Origin of the sequence: Brachybacterium sp. AOP24-D1-21 (assembly GCF_052378665.1) — a bacterium.
Lineage (GTDB): Bacteria > Actinomycetota > Actinomycetes > Actinomycetales > Dermabacteraceae > Brachybacterium.
On sequence record NZ_JBQSXX010000002.1, the window covers coordinates 636644 to 659571 of the forward strand.

The window sequence follows — 22928 nt, forward strand, 5'->3', positions numbered from 1 at the left end:
CCTCAGCTCGGCAGCGTCACCCGCCAGGAGATCATCGTCCCCGGCTCGAGGTTGATCGCGTCCACCCAGCCGGAATGACGCCGTGCCCGGGCCGACATGTTCGCCAACCCGCTGCGACGGCGCACCGAGGGATCGATCCCTCGGCCATTGTCCGAGACGTTCACCTGGACCACTCTGTCGACGCCCTCGGAGAACACGCTCACCGAGACCGCGACCGCGCTCGCGTGCGCGTGCCGGGCCGCATTGGCCAGGCACTCCCGCACCACCGCCACCACGTCCTCGGCGATCTCCGGTGGCAGCTCGGCATCCATCTCCGCGGGGTGCGGGGGCAGCCGCATCGAGGGGACGAAGCCCAGCCCGGCGGTGGCCAGCCCCACCTCGTGCCGAAGCTGCTCGGAGAGGCTGGCCACGGCGCGCTCGCGTCGCAGCGACTGCACGATCTGCCGGATCTGGGCGACGGCGTTCTCGACTCCCTGCACGGAGGTGGCCACGGAGCTGCGGATCCGGGCGTTCGACGGGGTCATGCCCGGCGCCTCGAGGGACTGCACCAGGCTCTCGAGCTCCATCCCGACGGCGAAGAGCTCCTGGATCGCGAGATCGTGGAGGTCGCGGGCGATGCGACCGCGCTCGTCGTCGATCCCGCTGTCCGAGTGCAGGAACGGGGAGCGCAGGGTCAGGGCGATCAGACCCGCGAGCGAGTCCAGCCGCTCGCGATCCGCGGCCGTGAACGGCTCGGCATCCGCGGCGCGCAGCACCGCGAGCAGCCCCGTTCCGTGCTCTGCCGCGTCGATCACGCCCAGCAGCGCCCGGCAGTCCTCCTGCCCGGTGCCGGCGGTGTCCACGTTGAGGCTGCCGATGGCCTCGAGCACATCGGGATCCGCGCACAGCAGGGCCTCGCCGATGGCTGAGTCCGCGGGGATCTCCGCACCATGCAGCGAGGCGGCATCCGGGCCGTCCACCATCTCTATCCCCCAGCGGGAGGGGCCCAGCGGCATCACGAGGGCGGCGCTGCGGGCGGCGAGGTCGGTGCGGGCGGAGTGGAGCAGCAGGTCCAGCAGGTCCTCGGTCTCGCCCCCGGCGAGGATGGCGCCGGCGAGATCCTGGATGCGCGGACGATCCGGACGGGCGGGAGCGGTCGATGGCGGGCGCGTGGGTGATGGGGTGTGTGAGCTCATCGGTGCTCCTCGAGACGGAGGATCGGGGTGCCGGAGGGAATCGCCTCGACACGGTGGGTGACCACCACGACGGTGGTGGTCGCAGGGACGAGGGTGCTCTCGCGAGGATCGAGCAGCGCGCGCAGCAGCGCATCGCCCCGTCCGGTGTCGAGATGCTCGGTGGGCTCGTCCAGCAGCAGCACCGGTCCGCGGCGCACCACCGCGCGCGCCAGCAGCAGCCGCCGCCGTTCACCGCCGGAGATGGTGGTCCCATCCGGACCGAGCATCGTGTCGAGCCCGTGGGGGAGGGTCGCGATCCAGTCGTCGAGGCCGACGGCCCGCAGCGCATCCTCCGCCTCGGAGTCCTCGAGATCCCCCCGCACCACCCGCAGGTTCTCCCGCAGCGTGGTGGCGAAGACATGACCGTCCTCCGCGAACATCGTCACCCGGGAGCGCACGTCCTGCGGGGCGAGGGCGGCGACGTCCTGGGCATCTAGCTCGACCGTGCCGGCGAGCGGGTCGAGCAGCCCGGCGAGCGTCGCCAGCAGCGTGGACTTCCCGCTGCCTGAGGGGCCGACCACCGCGAGCCGAGCACCGGGAGGCAGCTCGAGGTCCAGCGACCGCACCCGCGGCGCCTCAGCGGTCCACCCGGCCGTGAGCCCCACCACGCGGAGGGCGGCGGTCAGCGGGCGCTGCGGTACCGGGTCGGTGCGGGTGGGGCCGACGGGTGCCGGGTCGGTGGGCGCCGGACTGGTGGGCGCCCGGCCCACCAGCTGTCCCAGGCGCTGCGCAGCGGCCTGGGAGCGCGCGTGCTGGGCGGCGGCGGCAGGCAGCGCGGTCGCGGCCTCGAAGGAGGACAGCGGCAGCAGCAGCAGGATGCCGACCTGTCCGGCCGACGCGCTGCCGTCCAGCCAGACCGCACCGGCTGCGAGCAGCGAGCCGGTCACGGCGAGGATGAGCGTCAACGGCACCGCTGCCGCAGCGACCGCCGCAGGCAGGGCGGCGCGGTCGATCGCGGCGTCATGGGCGGCCTGCCGGGCATGCAGCTGCGTCAGCGCCGCCTCGAGCCGACCGTCGACCCGGAGCGAGGTCGCGTCATCGAGGATCTCGAGCGACTGGGCGCTGACCTCGGCCCGGGTGGTGAGCACGGCCTGCTCGGAGAGGCGGGCGGCGCGGTGGGAGGCCAGCGGTGCGAGCACGCTCGCCAGCAGCAGTGCCGCGAGCATCGCTGCGGTCGCCGCCGGGGACAGCGGCGCGAAGGTCGCGAGCACGACCACCCCCATCACAGCGGCGACCAGCCCGGGCACGAGCGCGGTGATGACATGGTCGCCGAGCTCCTGCGCATCGTCGCCCAGTCGGCTCAGAAGGTCCCCGCGCCGCAGCCGGGTGAGGGTGTCGTCGGTGCGCGCTGCGAGCGCTGAGAACAGGTTCGTGCGCAGGGAGACCACGCCGCGCAGCGCCACATCGTGGGTGAGCATCCGCTCGAGCCACCGGAACACCCCTCGCGAGACTCCGAGCGCCCGGACCATCACCACGGCGACGGTGAGATCCAGCACCGGCGGCATCGTCCAGGCACGGGTGACCAGATATGCGGACACCGCGGCGAGGGCGAAGGCGGAGCCGAGGGTCGCGCAGGCGGCGAGCACCGCGGCGAGCAGCCGCGCGCGGGGGATCTCGAGCGCCCGCACCGCCCGGCGCAGGTCGGAGCGGGCGGGATCGTTGAGGGCTGTCGGGGCGGGTGTCATCGGCCTGCCTCCACGCGTGCGACGTCATCGGCGACGTCCACCAGCCGTGAGCGGTGGGCGATCACCACGACGGTCCGTCCCCGCTCACGGAGATCCGCGATCAGGTCCAGCACCACCTGCTCGGCAGCGCCGTCGAGATGCGCGGTGGGCTCGTCCAGGACCACCAGCGGTGCGGGGGAGAGGACCGCCCTGGCCAGAGCGAGACGCTGCCGCTCACCGAGCGAGATCCCGTGCCCCGCGCGGCCGAGATCCGCCTCCCAGCCCCGCTCGGCGATGACCGCGTCGAGACCGGTCGCGGCGGCCGCCGCCTCCAGCTCGGCCTGGTCGGCGCCGGGCTGGGAGCTGACGAGCACGGAACGGATCGTCCCCGGGGGCAGCACAGGACGCTGCGGCAGCCAGGCGACCTGGTCCCACAGGCTGCGCCGCGTGATCTCGCGGACGTCGGTCGCGGTGCCGTCGGCGGCGATCACCTCCGCATGGCCCCGGTCGTTATCCACCAGCCCCAGCAGCACCTGGACCGCGGTCGTCTTTCCGGCGCCCGAGGGCCCGGTCAGTGCGAGCACCCGGCCGGGCCTCACCGTGAGCTCAGCGCTGCGCGGTGCCCAGCCGTCGCGGGAGCGCACCGAGACCCCGTGCAGGGCGAGGGAGGAGGTGCGCAGATCCGGGGCGGGCAGAGCGCCGTCGGCCGACGGCTGCTCATCGAGCACCTCGAAGGCCGCGCCCACCGCCGCCAGACCGTCGGTGGAGGCGTGGTACTGCGAACCGACGTTGCGCAGCGGCTGGTAGATCTCCGGGGCGAGCACCAGCACCGCGAGCGCGGGAGCCAGCTCCATCTCCCCGTAGACCAGTCGCATCCCGATGCTCACGGCGATCAGTGCGACGCACAGCGTGGCCAGCAGCTCGAGCACCATCGAGGAGAGGAAGGCGAATCTCAGCGAGCCCATCGCCGAGGCGCGGTGACGGTCGCCGAGCTCCCGCACCGTCCTCTCGGGCCCGCGCTCGCGGCCCAGCGCCCGCAGCGTGGGCAGCCCGTCCACCAGGTCCAGCAGCTGGGCCCACAAGGAGCGCATGTCCGCGATCAGCTTCTCGGACCGTCCCACGGTCAGCTTGCCGACCAGCACCATGAAGATTGGAATCAGCGGCAGAGTGATGAGGGCGATCATCGCGCTGAGCGGATCCAGCACACCGATGGTCAGCAGGCACAGCGGGGTCACCGTGAGCGAGAGCAGCAGCTGCGGGACGTATCCCACCAGATAGGGGCGCAGGTTCTCGATGCCGGTGGTGGCCAGCGCAGTCAGGTCCGCGCCGCGACCGGCACCGGCACGCGGGCCGAGCGCCGCCGCATGGCCGACGATCCGGCCGCGCAGCTCGCTGATCGCGGCGGTCGCCGCACGGTGGGCGGTGGCCTCCTCGACGAGCACGGCGCCGGCACGCACCGCGAGCGCCGTGACAAGCACCAGCAGCAGGGTCGGCGCCTCCTGGGGGATCTCACGCTGGACCAGGAGATGCGCGCCGAGGCGTGCGATGACCAGGGCGGTGACGATGATGCAGGCGGACTGCACGAGCCCCAGCACCACGCTCCTGACGAGGTGGTGCCGGGCGGCCCTGACCTCCCGCACCAGGCGGGGGTCCAGCGGGGCCCGGCTCCGCCTCGGCGCCGGCTCGGCGGCGGGGTCGGCCTTGGTGGGCTCTGCGGTCGCGGTGGTCATCGGATCAGTCTGTCAGCCCTGCTCGAAGGCTTCCCGGTAGCCCTTCTTCGCCTTCTCGAGCAGCTCGGCGCCGGGGGCGGGGGAGTCCTCATCGGCCACCCGGTGGCGGAACACCCGATAGGTCCAGACGGTGTAGGCGATCACGATGGGCATCAGCACGCCGAGTGCCACCAGCATCACCGTGAGCGTGTGCTCGGTCGAGGAGGCGTTCGCGACCGTCAGCGAGTTCGCCGGATCGTTGCTGGCCGGCATGACATAGGGGAACAGGCCCCCGAACAGGGTGATCGCAGCCGCGGCGATGGCGGTCGAGGTCGCACCGAAGGCGAGGCCCTCCCGGCGCTTCCGGTTCAGCGGGACCGCCGCGAGCAGGGCCACCGCGGCCACGGCCACCGGGATCAGGGTGAGCCAGGTGTTCGAGTGGGAGAACTGGAACCAGAGCAGGAAGGCGGCACCGGACACGAACGTCGGCCACACCAGGATCCCGGCCAGCCGGTTCGCGTCCTCCCGCAGCCTGCCCTGGACCTTGAGCGCGAGGTAGTGGGTGCCGTGCAGCCAGAACAGCAGCACGAACACCACCCCGGCCAGCAGCGCGAAGGGGTTCAGCAGTCCCAGCAGGGAGGTGGTCACCCAGTGGTTCTCATCAATGGAGACTCCGGAGACGATATTCCCGAAGGCCACACCCCACAGGAGGGCGGGCGCGAAGCCGCCGATCACATGGACCACGTCCCAGGAGTTCTTCCAGCGGTCGCTGTCCACCTTGTCACGCCATTTGAAGGCGCACACCCGCACGATCAGCACCAGCAGCAGGAGCAGCAGGGCGAGATAGAAGCCGGAGAACAGCGTGGCATACCACTCCGGGAAGGCCGCGAACAGCAGCGCGCCGCCGGTGATCAGCCAGACCTCGTTGCCGTCCCAGACGGGCCCGATGGTCTTCAGCACCGTGCCGCGAGTCTGCACGCCTCGTCGCCAGAAGGTGGCGACGTTCATCTGCACCCCGAAGTCGAAGCCCTCGAGCACGAAGTAGCCCAGGAAGAAGAAGGCGATGAGGGCGAACCACAGGGTCTGGAGGACCGTGGGGTCGAGCATGGCATCCATGATCTGATCTGGTCCCTTCTCAGTAGTCGAAAGACAGGGTGGGGGTGTCGAGCTCGTCGGTCTCGGGGTCGCGCCGGGCCAGCGGCACGCCCTTGAGCGCTGCCTTGCGCATCATCTGGAACCAGAGCACGGCGAGGACTCCGTAGACGAGGGTGAAGGCGACCAGCGAGGTGAGCACCATCCAGCCGGGGTTCGCGGAGACGCCCTGCATGGTCATCAGCCGGACCGTCGGATCCAGGGGGTTGGGGTGGACCACCCAGGGCTGCCGTCCGATCTCGGTGAAGACCCAGCCCGCGGAGTTCGCGAAGAAGGGCATCGGGATCGCGAGCACGGCGAACCACTGGAGGAGCTTCGATCCGGAGGTGCGGGCGTTCTCCCCCTTGCCGCGGGTGACCCACAGGGCCCAGAGGGCGAGAATTCCGCTGAAGGCGGCGAGCCCCATCATCAGCCGGAAGGACCAGTAGGTGACGAAGAGGTTCGGCCGGTAGTCGACGGCGACCTCGTTGCCGCGGATGTCCAGGGCGGTCTCGCCGAACTGCTCCTTGTACTGGGCGTTGAGATCGTCCACGCCCTGCAGGGTGGCGTGCGGGTCGTTGGTGGCGAGGATCCCCGTCACATAAGGGATCTCGATGATGTGGGTGACCCCCGAGCAGTCCTCGCTGAAGGCATCCGGCCCTCCGACGGTGAGGATCGAGAACGGTACGTCCGACTGCGTCTCGCACAGTGCCTCGGCCGAGGCCATCTTCATCGGCTGCTGCTCGAACATGAGCTTGGCCTGGAAGTCCCCGGAGATGACGAGCACCACGGCGGACACCACCATGGCGATCACCCCGAAGCGCACGGTGGGCCGGAACAGATCGCGGGCGGCGAGATGGTGCTCCTGCCCCTCCTCGGTGTCCAGGCCGAATGCTCGCGCCCGGTTGTGGTGGCGCACCATGTGCCAGACGGCGACCCCGGTGAGGAACGCTCCAGCCACCAGCCAGGCCCCGGAGACCACATGCGGGAAGGCCGCCATCGCGGTGACGTTCGTGAGCACCGCGAGGATCGAGCCCTGCGAGGGGTCGAGCTCCGCACGCCCGGTCTCAGGGTTCAGCATCGCGCCGACAGGATGCTGCATGAAGGAGTTCGCGGCGATGATGAAATACGCCGAGAGGGTGGTGCCCAGTGCCACGGCCCAGATCGTCAGCAGGTGGATCTTCTCGGGCATCTTGCCCCAGCCGAAGATCCACAGTCCCAGGAACACGGATTCGAGGAAGAAGGCCGCCAGGCCCTCGAGCGCCAGCGGTGCGCCGAAGACGTCGCCCACATAGCGTGCGTACTCGGACCAGTTCATGCCGAACTGGAACTCCTGGACGATGCCGGTGGCGATACCGATGCCGAAGTTCACGATCAGCATCGAGCCGAAGAACTTCGTCATCCGCGTCCAGGCATCCTTGCGCGCAGGATCCTTCGAGAAGACCGCCCGGGTCTGCATGATCGCGACCAGCAGGGACAGTCCGATGGTGAGCGGGACGAAGATGAAGTGGTACACGGTGGTGATGCCGAACTGCCACCGTGCCAGGTCGAAGGCTTCCATGATTCCTCCCGAGTGGACGACACGCCGTCATAAAACCTACGGGGCGGTCACCGGCGCGGCGAAGGACGATGGTCCCGCTCTCGAGCGTAGACCCGCGGGAACGGTCAGAGGCAGTCCGAGCATGTCGCCTCCGGCGGAAGCGACCCCTGTGCCATACTGATCGAGGCACTCTCCTGCTCCGTACCGGGTGGGGGAACCTCCCGGCGTCGTGACGTCGGAGCACCGGCTACGCGGACGACCGCGACCGCTGTGTTCCCTCGGTCGGCATCGCAGCGCTTCCATCGGGGAGCTGCGCGACGGCGAGGGCTTGAGACTTCCGTCCCAGCGACGATGACCAGAAGGGACCAGGGTGCGCTGGTCCTCCAGAAGGAGACGGCCTCATGGCTGACAGCACCCACATTCCCGAGAACGATTCGTCGGACGAGACGCAGCCCGCTGCTCCCGCTCGTCGTCGCCGGCGCGCCGGCGCCCCCGTCGGAGCCCCTGCTTTCACCCCGCCTGCGGTCCCGCAGCCGGAGACCTCCGCCCCGCGCACCGTGGTGGCCGCGCAGGAGGCGGCCGCGGCTGAGCCCGCTCCGGTGCGGACGAAGCGCCCCCGTCGGCGCGCTGGCGCCCCGGCCGGAGCCCCGGTGATCCCGGCCGCGGATGCGGTCGAGGAGCCCCAGGCCGCGCCGACTCAGACCGCGCCGTCCCAGACCGTGGAGCCCCAGGTCGAGGAGGAGGCTTCGGAAGCGGTCGTTCCAGAAGCCGTTGCACCGGAAGCAACCGCACCGGAAGCACCCGCAGCGGCGACGGACGACAGCCCTGTCCTCGGCGATCTGCGTGCCCTCGCCTCGGCCCGTGGCGCCGGTGAGGACGACTCCGCCGCGGCGGCGGATGACGACCGCGCCCGTCGCCGTGAGCAGGTCCAGATGGACTTCGCCTCGCTCCTGTTCCAGGCGCCCACCGCGCAGCCCCGCACCACCGTCGGTGCCCACGACGCCCCGGTCGGCAGCGCCGGCCTCTCCTTCGCCGCTGGTTCCGACGACGACGACGAGGTGTCGTCCGAGACTGATTCCGAGACTGATGAGGAGCAGCCCTCGCGCTCCCGGCGCAGCCGCTCGCGACGCTCCTCCCAGCGCACCTCCGGCGCGGCCAGCTCCGACTCCGCCGCCGCGGGCTCCGAGTCTGAGGACAACGGCAGCGATGGCGACAGCGACGACAGCGATAGCAGCGAGGACTCCTCCTCCGACAGCTCGAGCTCGAACTCCCGCCGGCGGCGTCGACGAGGCGGTCGTGGCCGACGCGGTCGCGGTCGCGGCGACGACGACGGCTCGGGATCCGAGGACGGCACGGGCTACGGCGAGACCGACAGCGAGGACAACGGCGCGGAGAGCTCCGCGCAGGACGATGCCGAGGACGAGGACCGCAGCGGAGAGGGATCCGAGTCCGGTTCCGGCAGCTCCTCCAGCTCACGCCGTCGCCGGCGTCGGCGCCGCTCCGGGAGCAGCGGGGACGAATCGACCTCCCCGGATGATCCGCCGAACACTGTGGTCAAGGTGCGCGACGCCCGAGAAGCGCGCGACGAGGTCAAGGCCGTCAAGGGCTCGACCCGCCTCGAGGCCAAGCGCCAGCGCCGCCGTGAGGGCCGTGACGCCGGTCGTCGCCGCAACGTCATCACAGAGTCCGAGTTCCTGGCCCGCCGCGAGTCCGTCAAGCGCTCGATGGTGGTGCGCGAGCGCGCCGGCCGCACCCAGATCGCGGTGCTCGAGGACGATGTGCTGGTCGAGCACTACGTCGCCCAGAAGACGCAGACCTCGATGGTCGGCAACGTCTACATGGGCAAGGTCCAGAACGTGCTGCCCTCCATGGAAGCTGCGTTCGTGGATATCGGCAAGGGCCGCAACGCGGTGCTCTACGCCGGTGAGGTCAACTGGGACGCTGTGGGCCTCGAGGGTCAGCCGCGTCGTATCGAGCTCGCGCTCAAGAGCGGCGATCCGGTGCTGGTGCAGGTCACCAAGGATCCGATCGGTCACAAGGGTGCCCGGCTGACCAGCCAGATCTCCCTGCCCGGCCGCTATGTGGTGTTCGTGCCCGGCGGCTCCATGACCGGCATCTCCCGCAAGCTGCCCGACACCGAGCGTGCGCGGCTGAAGAAGATCATGCGCGAGATCATCCCCGAGGACGCGGGCGTCATCGTGCGCACCGCCGCCGAGGGCGCGAGCGAGGAGGAGCTGACGCACGACGTCGAGCGCCTGCGCGCCCAGTGGGAGAAGATCGAGAAGTCGCAGAAGAGCAAGTCCGCCCCGGTGGCCCTCTCCCAGGAGCCGGACATCGCCATCAAGGTGGTGCGTGACGTCTTCAACGAGGACTTCACCTCCCTGATCGTCGAGGGGGACAAGGTCCACGATGCCGTCCACGCCTACATCAGCGACGTGGCCCCGGATCTGCTGGAGCGCCTGACCCGCCATGTCGGCGACAAGGACGTCTTCGCGAAGCACCGCATCGACGAGCAGCTCCTCAAGGCCATGGATCGCAAGGTCTACCTGCCCTCCGGCGGTTCCCTGGTGATCGATCGCACCGAGGCGATGACCGTGGTCGATGTGAACACAGGCAAATTCACCGGCACCGGCGGCTCGCTCGAGGAGACGGTCACCAAGAACAACCTCGAATCCGCCGAGGAGATCGTGCGTCAGCTGCGGCTGCGCGACATCGGCGGCATCATCGTCATCGACTTCATCGACATGGTGCTCGAGTCCAACCGGGACCTGGTGCTGCGGCGCCTGGTCGAGTGCCTGGGCCGAGACCGGACCAAGCACCAGGTCGCCGAGGTCACCTCGCTGGGCCTGGTGCAGATGACCCGCAAGCGGGTCGGGCAGGGCCTGGTCGAGACCTTCTCGAACACCTGTGAGCACTGCAACGGACGCGGCCTGGTCGTCGACGTCGACGGCACCCACAGCCACGGCGGCGGCAGCACTGCGAACGGTGGGGGCAACGGCGGGAACGGAGGCGGCAGCGCCGGTCACGGCGAGAACGGCGGGGACGACTCCTCGAAGTCCTCGCGACGGCGCGGGCGACGCACGCGCGGCGGTGCCAAGGAAGAGGCCGAGAGCGGCGACAGCGGCACCGAGGAGTCGCAGGCCGATGTGCATCGTCTCGAGGACGACGCCGACAGCCGTGCCCTGGCTCGCGCCACCATCGCCTCCATCGCGGCGGCCTCCGGGGCGCATACGCAGCCCGAGGTGACCGTCGACGGTGAGGTCGTGGACGCGGCAGCTCCGGCAGAGCGCAGCGAGTCTTCGGGGTCCGACGACCCCGCTGAAACGGCGACGGATTCCGCGAGCGAGCCCTCGAGCTCGACCTGGGAGCAGGACGCCCCCGGCCAGGGGTGACGTGTTCCACAGGGTGTGACCGCGTTCTCGCAGGTCGGAACGTGTCCGGTGGTTGACCGGCGGGTGTCGGGATCGTAAGCTGTTCCCTGGCGCAAAACGTGCCGCAGTCGTGCTTCCGGTGGGCATCGCGCGACCGCATCTCCCGCTTGACCCCGTTCGTACGGGGCTCAGGTCCGGTTGACGGTCGCAGGTCCGCGATGACACCCGGCAGGGAGCATGTCTCGAATTCGATTCACAAGATGGAGCATTGACGTGGTGTACGCAATCGTCCGCGCAGGCGGTCGTCAGGAGAAGGTGTCGGTCGGTGACACCATCGTGATCAACCGCGTGGCAGGCGAGGCTGGCGACAGCGTCGATCTCGCTCCCGTGCTGCTGGTCGACGGTGACAAGGTCACTTCCGCACAGAACGAGCTTGCCAAGGTGAAGGTCACCGCCGAGAAGGTCGAAGACCTCCGCGGCGAGAAGATCCGGATCCTCCGCTACAAGAACAAGACCGGTTACAAGAAGCGCCAGGGCCACCGCCAGGAGCTCACCCGGCTGAAGATCACCGGAATCGCCTGAGCGATCCCCCGAACAGACAAGGATTGATCCCAGATGGCATCTAAGAAGGGCGTCAGCTCCTCCAAGAACGGGCGCGATTCCAACTCCCAGCGCCTCGGCGTCAAGCGCTTCGGCGGCCAGAACGTCGGCGCAGGCGAGATCATCGTGCGCCAGCGTGGCACCAAGATCCACCCCGGTGACGGTGTGGGTCGCGGCAACGACGACACCCTGTTCGCGCTCACCGCGGGCACTGTCGAATTCGGTCGCAAGCGCGACCGTCGCGTGGTCAGCATCGTCGAGACGGTCTGATCGCTCGCCCCGGATCCCGGGGCACATAGCGTCCTTCGAGGGGCGGAGCCGAACGCTCCGCCCCTCGATGCTTTTTCTCACCATCATCGGAGTGAACCCATGGCCACATTCGTCGACCGCGTCCAGCTTCAGGTCGCCGGGGGATCGGGCGGAAACGGCGCCGCCTCGATCCGTCGCGAGAAGTTCAAGCCCCTGGCCGGTCCCGATGGTGCCAACGGCGGTCGCGGCGGCGATGTGATCCTCGAGGTCGACGGCTCGACCACCACGCTGCTGGAGTACCACCACAAGCCGCATCAGAAGGCGACCAGCGGCGGTTTCGGCAAGGGCGATCTGCGGCACGGCGCCGGCGGCGAGGACCTCATCCTCGCGGTCCCCGACGGCACCGTGGTCACGGCCGAGGACGGCACGGTCCTGATCGACATGATCGGCATCGGCACCCGCTTCGTCGCCGCCCGCGGCGGCAGCGGGGGACTGGGCAATGCGGCACTGGCCACCGCCCAGCGCAAGGCCCCGGGCTTCGCCCTGCTCGGCGAGCCCGGCCAGGAGCGCTCCCTGGTGCTCGAGCTGAAGACGGTCGCCGACGTCGCGCTGGTGGGCTTTCCCAGCGCCGGCAAGTCCTCCCTGATCGCCGCGATGAGCGCCGCCCGCCCCAAGATCGCCGACTACCCCTTCACCACCCTGGTGCCGAACCTCGGCGTGGTCGAGGCAGGGGAGCACCGCTACACGATCGCCGACGTCCCGGGCCTCATCCCCGGAGCCAGCCAGGGCAAGGGCCTGGGCCTGGACTTCCTGCGCCATATCGAGCGCTGCCACGTCATCGTGCACGTGCTGGATGCCGCTGCCCTCGAATCGGATCGCGACCCCGTCGGGGACCTCGCGACCATCGAGAACGAGCTGGCCACCTACGCAGCAAGCCTCGACGAGGAGGCCGGCAGCCGGGTGCCGCTCATGGAGCGGCCCACCGTGGTGGTGCTGAACAAGACGGATCTGCCCGATGGGGCGGATATGGCCGACATGGTCCGCGCGCAGCTCGCCGAGCGCGAGATCCCGATCCTGGATATCTCGGCCGTCTCCCGCAAGGGCCTGCGCGAGCTGTCCTTCGTGCTCGGCGAGCTGGTCGAGCAGGCGCGAGCACAGCTCCCCGAGCCGGAGGCCGCCCCGATCGTGCTGACCCCCAAGGCAGTCGACGAGAAGGGCTTCGAGGTGGTCACCGAGCAGTACGACGGGCACACCGCCTTCCGCGTCAAGGGGGACAAGCCCGAGCGCTGGGTGCGTCAGACCGACTTCACCAACGACGAGGCCGTCGGCTACCTCGCCGACCGCCTGGCGAAGCTCGGCGTCGAGGATCAGCTGTACGCCGCGGGCGCGGTCGCGGGCTCGACGGTGCTGATCGGTCCCGGGGAGGACGCGGTCGTCTTCGACTGGGAGCCGACGATGGTCGGCGGCGCCGAGATGCTGGGCCGCCGCGGCACCGATGACCGGTTCGAGGATCATTCCCGTCCCACCCGCGAGACGAAGCGGGAGCTGCAGCGCGCCCGCACCGAGGCGAGGATGCAGCGGATCTCCGCGATGGAGGAGGAGCGACGGGCCGGTCACTGGGCCGACCCCGCCTCGCAGGACGAGGCCCGGTGAGCACCGCCGAGCTGCGCCAACCGGAGCGGCTCACCTCTCGGGAGACGCTCGCGACGGCCCGTCGGATCGTGGTCAAGATCGGTTCCTCGAGCCTGACCGATGAGCGTGGACGCCTCGACCAGCTCCGGATCCGACAGATCGCCGACACCGCCGCGGCCCTGGCCGGCCGGGGCGCCGAGCTGGTGATCGTCTCCTCCGGTGCGATCGCCGCCGCGCTGGGACCGCTCGGAATGCCCGAGCGGCCCGCCGCGGTCGAGCTCCAGCAGGCGGCCGCGAGCGTGGGCCAGGCACTGCTGGCGAGCGCCTGGTCGAGCGCCTTCGCCGCGCACCATCTGATCACCGGTCAGGTGCTGCTCACCGAGTCCGATGTGATCCGCCCCCAGACCTACCGCAATGTGCGCAGCGCCCTCGAGTCGCTGCTGGACCTGGGGGCGGTGCCGATCGTCAACGAGAACGACACCACCGCCACCCACGAGATCCGCTTCGGCGACAACGATCGCCTCGCGGCGCTGGTCGCACAGCTGCTGGGCGCCGACGCACTGATCCTGCTCACCGACGTAGACGCCCTGTACACCGCGCCGCCGCGAGAGCCCGGCGCCGAGCGCATCGCCCAGGTGGACGACGTGGCACGGCTGGCCGGGGTGAACATCGGTCCGGTGGGCTCGAAGGTGGGCACGGGAGGGATGGTCACGAAGCTCTCAGCGGCGCAGCTCGCCGCGACCACCGGAACCGCAGCCCTGATGACCTCCGCCGAGCAGTTCTCCGCCGCGATCGAGGGGCAGGACGTGGGCACCTTCTTCCCCGCCCACCATGGCCGTCGCCGCTCCCGTCTGGTCTGGCTGCGCTTCGCGACCCGAGGTGCGGGCACCCTGCACCTGGACGAGGGCGCGGCAGAAGCCGTGCGCAGCCGCCGCCGCTCGCTGCTGGCCGTCGGCATCTCGCGCGTCGAGGGCACCTTCCCGGCCGGAGTCCCGGTCGACGTGATCGCCCCGGACGGTGCGGTGATCGCCCGCGGGATCGCCTCCTTCAGCAGCGACGAGCTGCGGGTGATGGCCGGCCGTGGCACCGACGAGGCCCGTGAGCAGCTGGGGGAGAGGTTCCGCCGCCCCGCCATCCACCGTGACCAGCTGGTGATGCTCTGAACGATGGGGGTTGGAGACGGCGTCTGCTGGTCGGACGGCACCTGACCGAAGGGGTGCGGCGCTCGTAGACTCCAGGCATGGAATCTCCTGTGACCACCGCAGTCCTCGCCGCAGCCCGCGCCGCGAAGGACGCACAGCCGGCGCTGGCGCGTTTGCACCGCGGCACCAAGGACCGGGTGCTGCTGGCCATGGCCGACGCGCTGGTGGAGCGGGCCGCAGAGGTTGTGGACGCGAACGCGCGGGATCTCGCAGCGGCCGACGCCTCCGGCATCGCCCCCGGGCTCCGGGACCGGCTCGCCCTGGACCCCGAGCGGGTCGCGGCGATCGCCGAGCAGCTGCGGGACGCGGCGGCTCTGCCTGATCCGATCGGCGAGGTGGTGCGCGGCTCAGTCCTCGAGAACGGCCTCGAGCTGCGTGAGGTGCGGGTGCCGATGGGCGTGATCGGCATGGTCTATGAGGCACGGCCGAATGTCACCGTCGATGCCGCAGGCCTGGCGCTCAAGGCCGGCAGCGCGGTGGTGCTGCGCGGCGGCTCGGCCGCCCTCCACTCCAACACCGCCCTGATCGCGGTGCTGCGCTCGGTGCTGGTCGATCATGATCTCCCCGAGGCTCTGGTCACCGGGATCGACGAGCACGGCCGCGAGGGCGTGGACGTGCTCATGCGCGCCCGCGGGCTGGTGGACGTGCTGATCCCGCGCGGCGGCGCCGGTCTGATCCGCAGAGTGGTGGAGAACTCCCTGGTCCCGGTGATCGAGACGGGCACCGGGAAGACCCATGTGCTGGTCGACGCGAGCGCCGACCTCGCCCAGGCGGTCGACATCGTGGCCAATGCCAAGCTGCAGCGGATCGGGGTGTGCAATGCGCTCGAGACGCTGCTGGTCCACCAGGACATCGCCGAGCAGGCGCTGCCACGCCTTGCGGCACCTCTGGCCGCGGCCGGCGTGCGCCTGCACGCCGATGAGAGAGCCTCCGAGATCCTCGCCGCGGCCGGCACCGAGGCCGAGGTGATCCCGGCCGTCGCGGAGGACTGGGACACCGAGTACCTGGCGCTCGAGCTCGCGGTGAAGGTGGTCGAGGATCTCGACCAGGCGCTCGCCCACATCCGGGAGCACTCCACCGGCCATACGGAATCGATCCTCACCCGCGACGCCCGCAGCCAGCAGCGGTTCCTGAACGAGGTCGACTCCGCGGTGGTGATGGCGAACGCCTCCACCCGCTTCTCCGACGGCAGCGAGTTCGGCTTCGGTGCAGAGATCGGCATCTCGACTCAGAAGCTCCACGCCCGCGGGCCGATGGGGTTGCGGGAGATCACCGCGAGCAAATGGCTGGTGGTGGGCCAGGGGCAGGTGCGGCCGTGACCCCACTCCCATCATGCGCGCCGGAGCATGAGCGCGCACTTTGCTGTGGGATGATGGCTCGGTCACCCGTGGAAAGGTCATCAAGAACATGACTGATCAGCTCATGATCCTTGCCGAGTCCGGCACCCTTGCCAGCGAGGGGCTCCCCGCCCCCGCGGTCGGTATCGGGATGTTCATCATCCTGATGTCGCTGCTGGGCCTCACCTGGCTCGTCGGCGGCGCGCATCACCGCAGCCTGGACAAGAAGAACACCACCGGCTCTGACGACTGACCCGGTGGAGCTGCAGCGACGCCGGATCGGCGTGATGGGCGGGACCTTCGATCCCATCCATCACGGCCACCTCGTCGCCGCCAGCGAGGTCCAGAGCGTCTTCGCGCTCGACGAGGTGATCTTCGTGCCGACCGGTCGGCCCTGGCAGAAGGCGGATCGAGAGATCTCGGATCCCGAGGACCGCTACCTGATGACGGTGGTGGCGACCGCGGCGAACCCGGTGTTCACCGTCTCTCGGGTCGACATCGATCGGCCGGGAGCGACCTACACGATCGACACCCTGAGGGATCTGCATCGTGAGCAGCCTGAGGCCGATCTCTTCTTCATCACCGGTGCAGATGCCCTCCAGAACATCCTGACCTGGAAGGACACCGAGGAGATCTTCGACCTCGCCCACTTCGTCGGAGTCACCAGGCCCGGCCACGAGCTCGACACCTCCGGGCTGCCGGAGGACGGCGTCACCCTGATCGAGGTCCCCGCGATGGCGATCAGCTCCACCGACTGCCGCACCCGGGTCGCGGCCGGAGCACCTGTCTGGTACCTGGTGCCCGACGGCGTCGTCCAATACATCAACAAGTACGCCCTCTACACAGGAGGTGACGGTCGATGACCGAGCCGGAGACCACTCCGCGGCGCGGACGCCGCGCCCGGGAGCTGAGCCCCGAGGAGAGCGCCGCCCTGGAGGCCCGTGCCGCGATGGAACCCGCACAGCAGCAGGCGGCACCCGGAGTGCGTGGCGCCGTCGCACCGCCGACCGCTGGGGCGGCTGTGCCCGCTCTGCGCAAGTTCGGCCGGCGTGCCCGCATCATCGAGCTCAGCGAGGCCCCTGCGCCGGCTCTCGCCGAGGGGGAGACGACCGAGAGCCCGGACGCAGATCCTGCTGTGCCTGCGGCCGTCGAAGACCACCCGGTGAGCACGCTCACCCATGACCACGACGGGGTGGAGCTCGGCGAGCTCTCCGTCGCCGAGGCGCCGGAGCCGCGCCCCGCGCCCCGCTTCGACGGCAAGGTGCTCCATCGTCCGGAGCGCTCCGGAGGGCGTGCGCTGGTGTGGCTGGTGTGGGCCCTCATCGCCGTCGCCTTCATCGTGCTGCTCGCCCTGATGCTGACCGGGGTCATCGGCCCCGGCGCGGCCTCCGCCTCGGAGACCGCCCTGCTCGATCATCTGTTCGTCACCCATTCCGTCCCGGAGGACATGTCCGCGTGAGCGCCCCTGAAGAATCTCTCGACCTCGCCCGGGTGGCCGGCCAGGCCGCCGCCGACAAGCTCGCCGAGGAGGTCATCGGCCTCGATGTCTCCGAGCTGGTGGTGATCACCGACGTCTTCCTCGTGTGCAGCGGGGACTCCGAGCGGCAGGTCTCCGCCATCGTCAACGGTATCGAGGAGGCGCTGCTGAAGGAGCGCCGCCGCAAGCCGCTGCGCCGCGAGGGGGAGCGTGATGCCCGCTGGGTGCTGCTGGACTACGGAGACATCGTGGTGCACGTCCAGCACGCCGAGGACCGCGCCTTCTACGCGCTCGAACGACTGTGGCGCGACGCGCCCGTCCTGGATCTGCAGATCGTCGAGGGCCGCCCGGAGTGAGGCAGCCCCGTGCTCGTCTGATCCTGGTGCGCCACGGACAGACCGACTACAACCGTGAGGGCCGTCTGCAGGGCCAGGTCGACATCCCCTTGAACCCGACCGGCCTGCGCCAGGCGGAGTCGCTCGCGGAATCGGTGGCGAAGAATCCGCCGGACGTCATCGTCGCCTCGCCGCTCGAACGTGCGCTGGAGACCGCTCGCATCATCTCCCGCGACAGCGGTCTCGACGTCGCCACCGACGAGGCCTTCCTCGAGCGCGGCTTCGGACTCTGGGAAGGGCTGCGCGGGGAGGAGATCAGGCGGCGATGGCCTGATGAGCACGCCGACTGGCGTGCCCACCGCCCGGTCCTCGGGCTCGAGGTCGAGGACCGTCCCGTGGTGGGGGAGCGGGTGGCCGCTGCCTGCCGCGAGCTGGTCGCGCAGCACGTCGGCGGCACCGTGATGGTGGTCGCCCACGGCGCGGCGATCACCTTGGGCATCACAGCGCTGCTGGGCCTGGACACGAATGGTTTCCGGGGCCTCTCGGGGCTCGAGAACTGTCACCGTTCCGTGCTCGAACCAGTTGTCGGGGAGCCGGCGAACGGGCTGATGAGGTTGGTGTCACACAACCTGCCTCCCGATTTCATATGAGCTGCGGAGCGGGGTAATATCGACGAGTCGCCTGCGGGCGGCACCCGATACGGGGCTATGGCGCAGTTGGTAGCGCGCTTCCATGGCATGGAAGAGGTCAGGGGTTCGAATCCCCTTAGCTCCACTCGAGAAACCGTGAGACAGTGACTCGTCAGAAGGGCTCCACCGTGAGGTGGGGCCCTTCTGCTGTCCCGGGCACGGCGCGGCTCGGAACTGCCCGGGTGGGGGTGGCGGCCTGGCCGTCAGACCCCCTCCGCGAGCCAGGTGATGACCTCCGCCGCGGATCCCTCGGGCGCGCTGCGCCACCCGGTCCCGGCCCACAGGTGGAGGCTCTGCATATCGCCAGCCGCCCCCGCGGCGCGGCGCAGCTCGCGCGTGAGGTGGTGAACCTGCGGATAGCCGGTCGGCGCGGTGGCGTGATGACGGTCCACGAAGTCGTTGCGCAGCGAGCGGGCGGGCCGCCCGGTGAAGGCGCGGGTCAGCACCGTCTCGCGGAAGGAACGCTCCGCGAGCGCCGCCCGATGCGTGGCAGAGGTGCCCGCTTCCTCCGTACGCAGCAGCATCGTGCCGCTGACCACGCCCTCGGCGCCTGCGCTGAGGATCCGTCGTACGGCGGCGGGGCCATCCACCCCGCCCGCGCCCAGCAGCGGCAGGTCCACGGCGTCGCGCACCAGCCGCACCAGGTCCTCTGTGCGGAGTGGCGCGAGGGTGCGGGAGGGATCGTGGGTGGCGCTGTGCCCACCGGCGCTCGGCCCCTGCACCACCAGGCCGTCGACGCCGAGCTGCGCTGCGGCCCGCGCCTCCTCGGGATCGGTGACGCTCGCGAGCACGGTCGTTCCCACCGCCTGCAGGGCGGCGATCTGCTCCGCGGCGGGCAGGCCGAAGGTGAAGGAGACCACCGGCACCGGGTCGTCGAATAGCAGGGCGAGCTTCTCGTGGAAGAAGTCGTCGTCGCGCCGTGGCACGGGATCCAGCTCCACCCCTGCGCGGGCGGCGTCCGCGCCGAGCTCCTCGACGTAGGCGGCGAAGGACTCCTCGTCGATCTCCCGCGGCGGCAGCACGAAGAGGTTCACGCCGAAGGCGATGCCGAGCCCCCGCACGGCGGTGATATCCGCTGCGAGCGCCTGCGGGGTCAGGTTCCCGGCGGCCAGGAACGGGAACGCGCCCGCCGAGGAGACGGCCCGAGCGAGCGCGAGGGTGGAGAGTCCGCCCGCCATCGGCGCGGCGACCAGGGGGAGGCGGGAGTCCAGGAGCGTCATGGCCCGATCCTTCCAGACGTGCGAGCGCTGTGGGGAGGCTGGCAGGGCGAGCGACGCAGGCGCGGCAGGACGAGAGGGTCGGGCGCGGCAGGGCGGGAGAGGTGGGGGCAACAGGGCGATACCGTATTGAGACCTTTGGATCCTCCGCTCTCGTGTACTGTGGCGAACATCCCCTTTGAGAGCGCTCTCAGAAATGGGATCCGCCAAGAGAGCGCTCTCAGAACGACATCGCAGCAACGAACGAAGGAGTTCACCATGAAGATCACGCGCAGGTCAGCCCTGGCCGCCTCGGCCGCGACCGCCGCCACCGCCGCGATCGCGGGTTGCGGGAGCAGCTCCGGCGGAGGTGAGGGTGGCGAGGGCGACGAGGTCACTCTGACCGTCGCCACGTTCAACGAGTTCGGCTACGAGGAGCTCTTCACGAAGTACGAGGAAGAGAACCCCGGCGTCAAGATCACGCATAAGAAAGCTGCGACCAGCGATGACGCCCGCGCGAACCTCATGACCGGACTCGCCGCCGGTTCGGGCCTGGCGGACGTCGAGGGTGTCGAGGTCGGCTGGTGGGCCGAGCTCGCCGAGTACTCGGACATCTTCGAGGACCTCGCCGACCCGGGGGTCGAGGGCCGCTGGCTGGACTGGAAGACCGAAGCGGCCACGATCGACGGCAAGCTCATCGGCTATGGCACCGATATCGGCCCCGAGGCCCTCGCCTACCGCGGCGACCTCATCGACAAGAGCGAGCTGCCCAGCGACCGCGCCGAGCTCGCCGAGAAGCTCACCGGCGACTGGCGCACCTACTTCGAGGCCGGTCGGCAGTTCGTCGAGGACACCGGCATCCCGTGGTTCGACGGTGCCGGCGGCACCTTCAACGGCATGGTCCAGCAGCTGACCCATCCCTACGAGACGGCCGACGGCACCCCGGTCCCGCTCAAGGACAACGCCGACGTCAAGGCGATCTACGACCTCCTCGTGGAGTTCAAGGACATCTCCGCCGGATTCAAGCAGTGGGAGGAGGACTGGACCGCCGCGTTCCAGTCCGACGGCTTCGCCACCATGCTCTGCCCGCCGTGGATGATGGGCCCGCTGGCCGGCAATGCCGACGGCGTCGAGGGCTGGGACATCGCCGATGTCTTCCCCGGCGGTGGCGGCAACTGGGGCGGCTCCTACCTGGCCGTCCCCGGCCAGGGCAAGAACATCGAGGCGGCGAAGAAGCTCGCCATGTGGCTCACCGCACCCGAGCAGCAGGTGGTGGCCTTCCAGGCCGTCGGTGCCTTCCCCAGCCAGGTCGACGCGCTCGCCGACGAGGGCGTGACCAGCGCGGTCAACGAGTTCTTCAACAGCGCGCCCGTCGGTGAGATCTACTCCGAGCGTGCGACCGCGATCGACGTGCAGCCGTTCATGGGCCCGAACTTCTTCGTCATCAACACGGTGCTCGCCGATGCGATCACCCGGTGGGACGTCGACGGCATGGACCCCGCGGAGTCCTGGGAGCAGGCGTTGACCGCCTACGACGAGCTGGGTCTCTGACTCAGGCCATCCCGCTGACCGCAGGCGGCGGCGGCTCGCTCCTGAGGGAGCCGCCGCCGCTTGCGGTCCTGCCGAAAGGAACCCGGTGACCACATCGACACGCCCGACCCCTCGGCCTGAGGCGAGCTCCGGCTCGGCCGCCCCGCCTTCGGGCGCAGGCCCTGCCTCTCGCCGCCCGCGGCCCGCCTGGCGCTCCGCCCTGACGCGGCTGGACGTGCGATTCACGCCGTTCCTGTTCATCAGCCCGTTCTTCGTGCTGTTCATCATCACAGGGCTGTTCCCCATCCTGTACACCGCATGGGTGTCCCTGCATGACTGGGACCTCATCCGTGGCCAGGGTGAGTTCGTGGGCCTGGCGAACTTCCAGTTCGTGCTCGGCACCGACAGCTTCTACAAGGCGCTGCGCAACACCTTCTCGATCTTCATCCTGTCCTCGGTGCCGCAGGTCATCGCCGCGATCCTCATCGCCTACGTGCTCGATGCGAACCTGCGCGCGAAGACCTTCTGGCGCATGGGTGTGCTGGTGCCGTTCGTGGTCGCCCCCGTCGCCGTCTCCCTGATCTTCGCGAAGATCTTCGCCGACGGCTCCGGGATCGTGAACGGTGCACTGACCGCGATCAACCTGCCCGCCGTCGGCTGGCACTCGGACGCGCTCGCCTCCCACGTCGCGATCGCGACCATGGTCAATTTCCGCTGGACCGGATACAACGCCCTGATCTTCCTGGCCGCCATGCAGGCGGTCCCGCGCGAGATCTACGAGGCCGCGATCATCGACGGCACCGGACGGATGAAGCGCTTCTGGTACGTGACCGTGCCGATGCTCCGCCCCACCATCGTCTTCGTCGTGATCACCTCCACGATCGGCGGCCTGCAGATCTTCGACGAACCCCGCATGTTCGACACCGGCGGGCAGGGCGGTGCCTCCCGCCAATGGATGACGTTGACGATGTACCTCTACGAACTCGGCTGGGGGCCGCAGCTGGCTTTCGGACGTGCCTCGGCGGTCGCCTGGCTGCTGTTCCTCATCATCCTCGTCTTCGGTGTCCTCAACTTCCTCATCACTCGCCGCATCGCGAATGCCGGCGGCCCCGCCAAGAGCTCGCGGTAAGGAGCAATGACCATGCAATCGACCGCTGCCATCGAACAGTTCGCCGGCAAGGGTGCGGCCCGGGCCGCGCGCCGTCGCCTCAAGGGCGGAGGAGGGGCCGACGCCCGCCCCCATTGGTGGAACTACGTCCTCCTCGGCATCGTCCTGGTGATCTCGTTCTTCCCGCTCTACTACGCGCTGCTGCTGGCCTCCTCGGACGCCGGCGCCATCGCCCGCAATCCGCTGCCCTCCCTGCTGCCCCAGGGGAACCTGCTGTCGAACATGGGCAAGGTGATCGCCTCCGACATCAACTTCTGGTCGGCGATGCTCAACTCGATCTTCGTGGCGACGGTGACCTCGCTGTCGGTGGTGTTCTTCGCGACCCTGGCCGGCTTCGCGTTCTCCAAGCTGCGCTTCCGGGGCCGACGCGGCCTGCTGGTCTTCGTCATCGCCACCATGGCTGTGCCGGTCCAGCTCGGCGTGATCCCGCTGTTCATCATCATGGCGAAGATCGGCTGGGTGGGCGACCTCAAGGCCGTGATCATCCCGGCCCTGGTCACCGCCTTCGGCGTGTTCTGGATGACCCAGTACCTCGAGGACGCCCTGCCCTTCGAGCTCATCGAGGCAGCCCGCGTGGACGGCTGCAACCTGATGCGCACCTACTGGCATGTCGCACTGCCCGCCGCCCGCGGCGCCGGTGCGATGCTGTTCCTGTTCACCTTCGTGGGCTCGTGGACCAACTTCTTCTGGCCCTTCATCATCCTGCGCGACGACAGCCTCACCCTCCCGGTGGCGCTGCAGCAGCTGCAGGCCTCCTACTTCAAGGACTACTCCCTGATAATGTCCGGTGTGGTGATCTCCGTGATCCCGCTGCTGCTGCTGTTCCTCCTGGCTGGCCGACAGCTGGTCCAGGGCATCATGCAGGGCGCGGTCAAGGGCTGAGA

General features: G+C 69.9%; 20 protein-coding genes and 1 tRNA gene. 15 read left to right on the top strand and 6 right to left on the bottom strand.

Features of this window, described 5'->3' with window-relative positions; all coding sequences use genetic code 11:
- Positions 1–2: 2 nt before the first annotated feature.
- From ACT3UF_RS17580 to ACT3UF_RS17600, 5 genes are read right to left on the bottom strand one after another with little or no spacing between them, the layout of a single operon-like run.
- Positions 3–1175, bottom strand: a complete 1173-nt coding sequence (locus tag ACT3UF_RS17580; RefSeq protein WP_442332643.1) for a sensor histidine kinase — start codon at positions 1173–1175, stop codon at positions 3–5.
- On the bottom strand, positions 1172–2899 hold the full coding sequence (gene cydC / locus ACT3UF_RS17585) for a thiol reductant ABC exporter subunit CydC (protein WP_441445491.1): 1728 nt from the start codon (positions 2897–2899) through the stop codon (positions 1172–1174). Before cydC ends, ACT3UF_RS17580 begins: the two co-directional genes overlap by 4 nt.
- Positions 2896–4608, bottom strand: coding sequence for a thiol reductant ABC exporter subunit CydD (cydD, locus tag ACT3UF_RS17590; protein ID WP_441445490.1), 1713 nt, complete (start codon positions 4606–4608; stop codon positions 2896–2898). The genes cydC and cydD overlap by 4 nt, the downstream gene beginning before the upstream one ends.
- A 12-nt stretch (positions 4609–4620) precedes the next feature.
- On the bottom strand, positions 4621–5703 hold the full coding sequence (cydB, locus tag ACT3UF_RS17595; RefSeq protein ID WP_441445489.1) for a cytochrome d ubiquinol oxidase subunit II: 1083 nt from the start codon (positions 5701–5703) through the stop codon (positions 4621–4623).
- A gap of 19 nt (positions 5704–5722) precedes the next feature.
- Complete coding sequence (locus tag ACT3UF_RS17600) at positions 5723–7279, bottom strand: cytochrome ubiquinol oxidase subunit I (protein WP_441445488.1); 1557 nt, start codon at positions 7277–7279, stop codon at positions 5723–5725.
- Positions 7280–7659: 380 nt separating this feature from the next.
- On the opposite strand from ACT3UF_RS17600, the gene ACT3UF_RS17605 reads away from it, so the two are divergent.
- The 12 genes from ACT3UF_RS17605 to ACT3UF_RS17660 all read left to right on the top strand — a co-directional run bounded on the left by ACT3UF_RS17605 (position 7660) and on the right by ACT3UF_RS17660 (position 18235).
- The gene (locus ACT3UF_RS17605) at positions 7660–10650 is read left to right on the top strand and encodes an Rne/Rng family ribonuclease (RefSeq protein ID WP_441445487.1); all 2991 of its coding nucleotides are present in this window, start codon (positions 7660–7662) and stop codon (positions 10648–10650) included.
- Between the two features lie 252 nt (positions 10651–10902).
- On the top strand, positions 10903–11211 hold the full coding sequence (gene rplU / locus ACT3UF_RS17610) for a 50S ribosomal protein L21 (protein WP_089063991.1): 309 nt from the start codon (positions 10903–10905) through the stop codon (positions 11209–11211).
- Between the two features lie 33 nt (positions 11212–11244).
- Complete coding sequence (gene rpmA / locus ACT3UF_RS17615) at positions 11245–11499, top strand: 50S ribosomal protein L27 (protein ID WP_299303813.1); 255 nt, start codon at positions 11245–11247, stop codon at positions 11497–11499.
- A 99-nt stretch (positions 11500–11598) separates the two neighbouring features.
- Positions 11599–13131, top strand: a complete 1533-nt coding sequence (obgE, locus tag ACT3UF_RS17620; protein WP_441445486.1) for a GTPase ObgE — start codon at positions 11599–11601, stop codon at positions 13129–13131.
- Complete coding sequence (proB, locus tag ACT3UF_RS17625; RefSeq protein ID WP_442332172.1) at positions 13128–14273, top strand: glutamate 5-kinase; 1146 nt, start codon at positions 13128–13130, stop codon at positions 14271–14273. Before obgE ends, proB begins: the two co-directional genes overlap by 4 nt.
- A gap of 77 nt (positions 14274–14350) precedes the next feature.
- Positions 14351–15631 (top strand): glutamate-5-semialdehyde dehydrogenase, encoded by a 1281-nt coding sequence (locus ACT3UF_RS17630; protein ID WP_442332173.1) that lies wholly within the window; start codon positions 14351–14353, stop codon positions 15629–15631.
- 88 nt (positions 15632–15719) lie between these two features.
- Positions 15720–15902: a hypothetical protein gene (locus ACT3UF_RS17635; RefSeq protein ID WP_441445483.1), complete on the top strand. Its 183-nt coding sequence runs from the start codon at positions 15720–15722 to the stop codon at positions 15900–15902.
- A gap of 34 nt (positions 15903–15936) precedes the next feature.
- Positions 15937–16512, top strand: a complete 576-nt coding sequence (gene nadD, locus ACT3UF_RS17640; protein WP_442332188.1) for a nicotinate-nucleotide adenylyltransferase — start codon at positions 15937–15939, stop codon at positions 16510–16512.
- Complete coding sequence (locus ACT3UF_RS17645) at positions 16509–17108, top strand: hypothetical protein (protein ID WP_444592334.1); 600 nt, start codon at positions 16509–16511, stop codon at positions 17106–17108. The genes nadD and ACT3UF_RS17645 overlap by 4 nt, the downstream gene beginning before the upstream one ends.
- Complete coding sequence (gene rsfS, locus ACT3UF_RS17650) at positions 17105–17482, top strand: ribosome silencing factor (protein WP_441444613.1); 378 nt, start codon at positions 17105–17107, stop codon at positions 17480–17482. Before ACT3UF_RS17645 ends, rsfS begins: the two co-directional genes overlap by 4 nt.
- Positions 17479–18111: a histidine phosphatase family protein gene (locus ACT3UF_RS17655; protein WP_441444612.1), complete on the top strand. Its 633-nt coding sequence runs from the start codon at positions 17479–17481 to the stop codon at positions 18109–18111. Before rsfS ends, ACT3UF_RS17655 begins: the two co-directional genes overlap by 4 nt.
- 51 nt (positions 18112–18162) lie before the next feature.
- Positions 18163–18235, top strand: a tRNA-Ala gene (locus ACT3UF_RS17660).
- Positions 18236–18353: 118 nt separating this feature from the next.
- Here ACT3UF_RS17660 and ACT3UF_RS17665 read toward each other — a convergent pair.
- The gene (locus ACT3UF_RS17665) at positions 18354–19370 is read right to left on the bottom strand and encodes an NAD(P)H-dependent flavin oxidoreductase (protein ID WP_444599432.1); all 1017 of its coding nucleotides are present in this window, start codon (positions 19368–19370) and stop codon (positions 18354–18356) included.
- A gap of 255 nt (positions 19371–19625) precedes the next feature.
- Between ACT3UF_RS17665 and ACT3UF_RS17670 the strand changes: the two genes are divergently transcribed.
- The 3 genes from ACT3UF_RS17670 to ACT3UF_RS17680 all read left to right on the top strand — a co-directional run bounded on the left by ACT3UF_RS17670 (position 19626) and on the right by ACT3UF_RS17680 (position 22926).
- Entirely contained in the window at positions 19626–20897 is a 1272-nt protein-coding gene (locus ACT3UF_RS17670; RefSeq protein WP_444599431.1) for an ABC transporter substrate-binding protein, read from the top strand.
- 85 nt (positions 20898–20982) lie between these two features.
- Positions 20983–22005, top strand: a complete 1023-nt coding sequence (locus ACT3UF_RS17675) for a carbohydrate ABC transporter permease (RefSeq protein WP_441444609.1) — start codon at positions 20983–20985, stop codon at positions 22003–22005.
- A gap of 12 nt (positions 22006–22017) precedes the next feature.
- A complete protein-coding gene (locus ACT3UF_RS17680; RefSeq protein ID WP_441444608.1) occupies positions 22018–22926 on the top strand; it encodes a carbohydrate ABC transporter permease in 909 nt (302 codons plus the stop codon).
- The last annotated feature ends 2 nt before the right edge of the window (positions 22927–22928 follow it).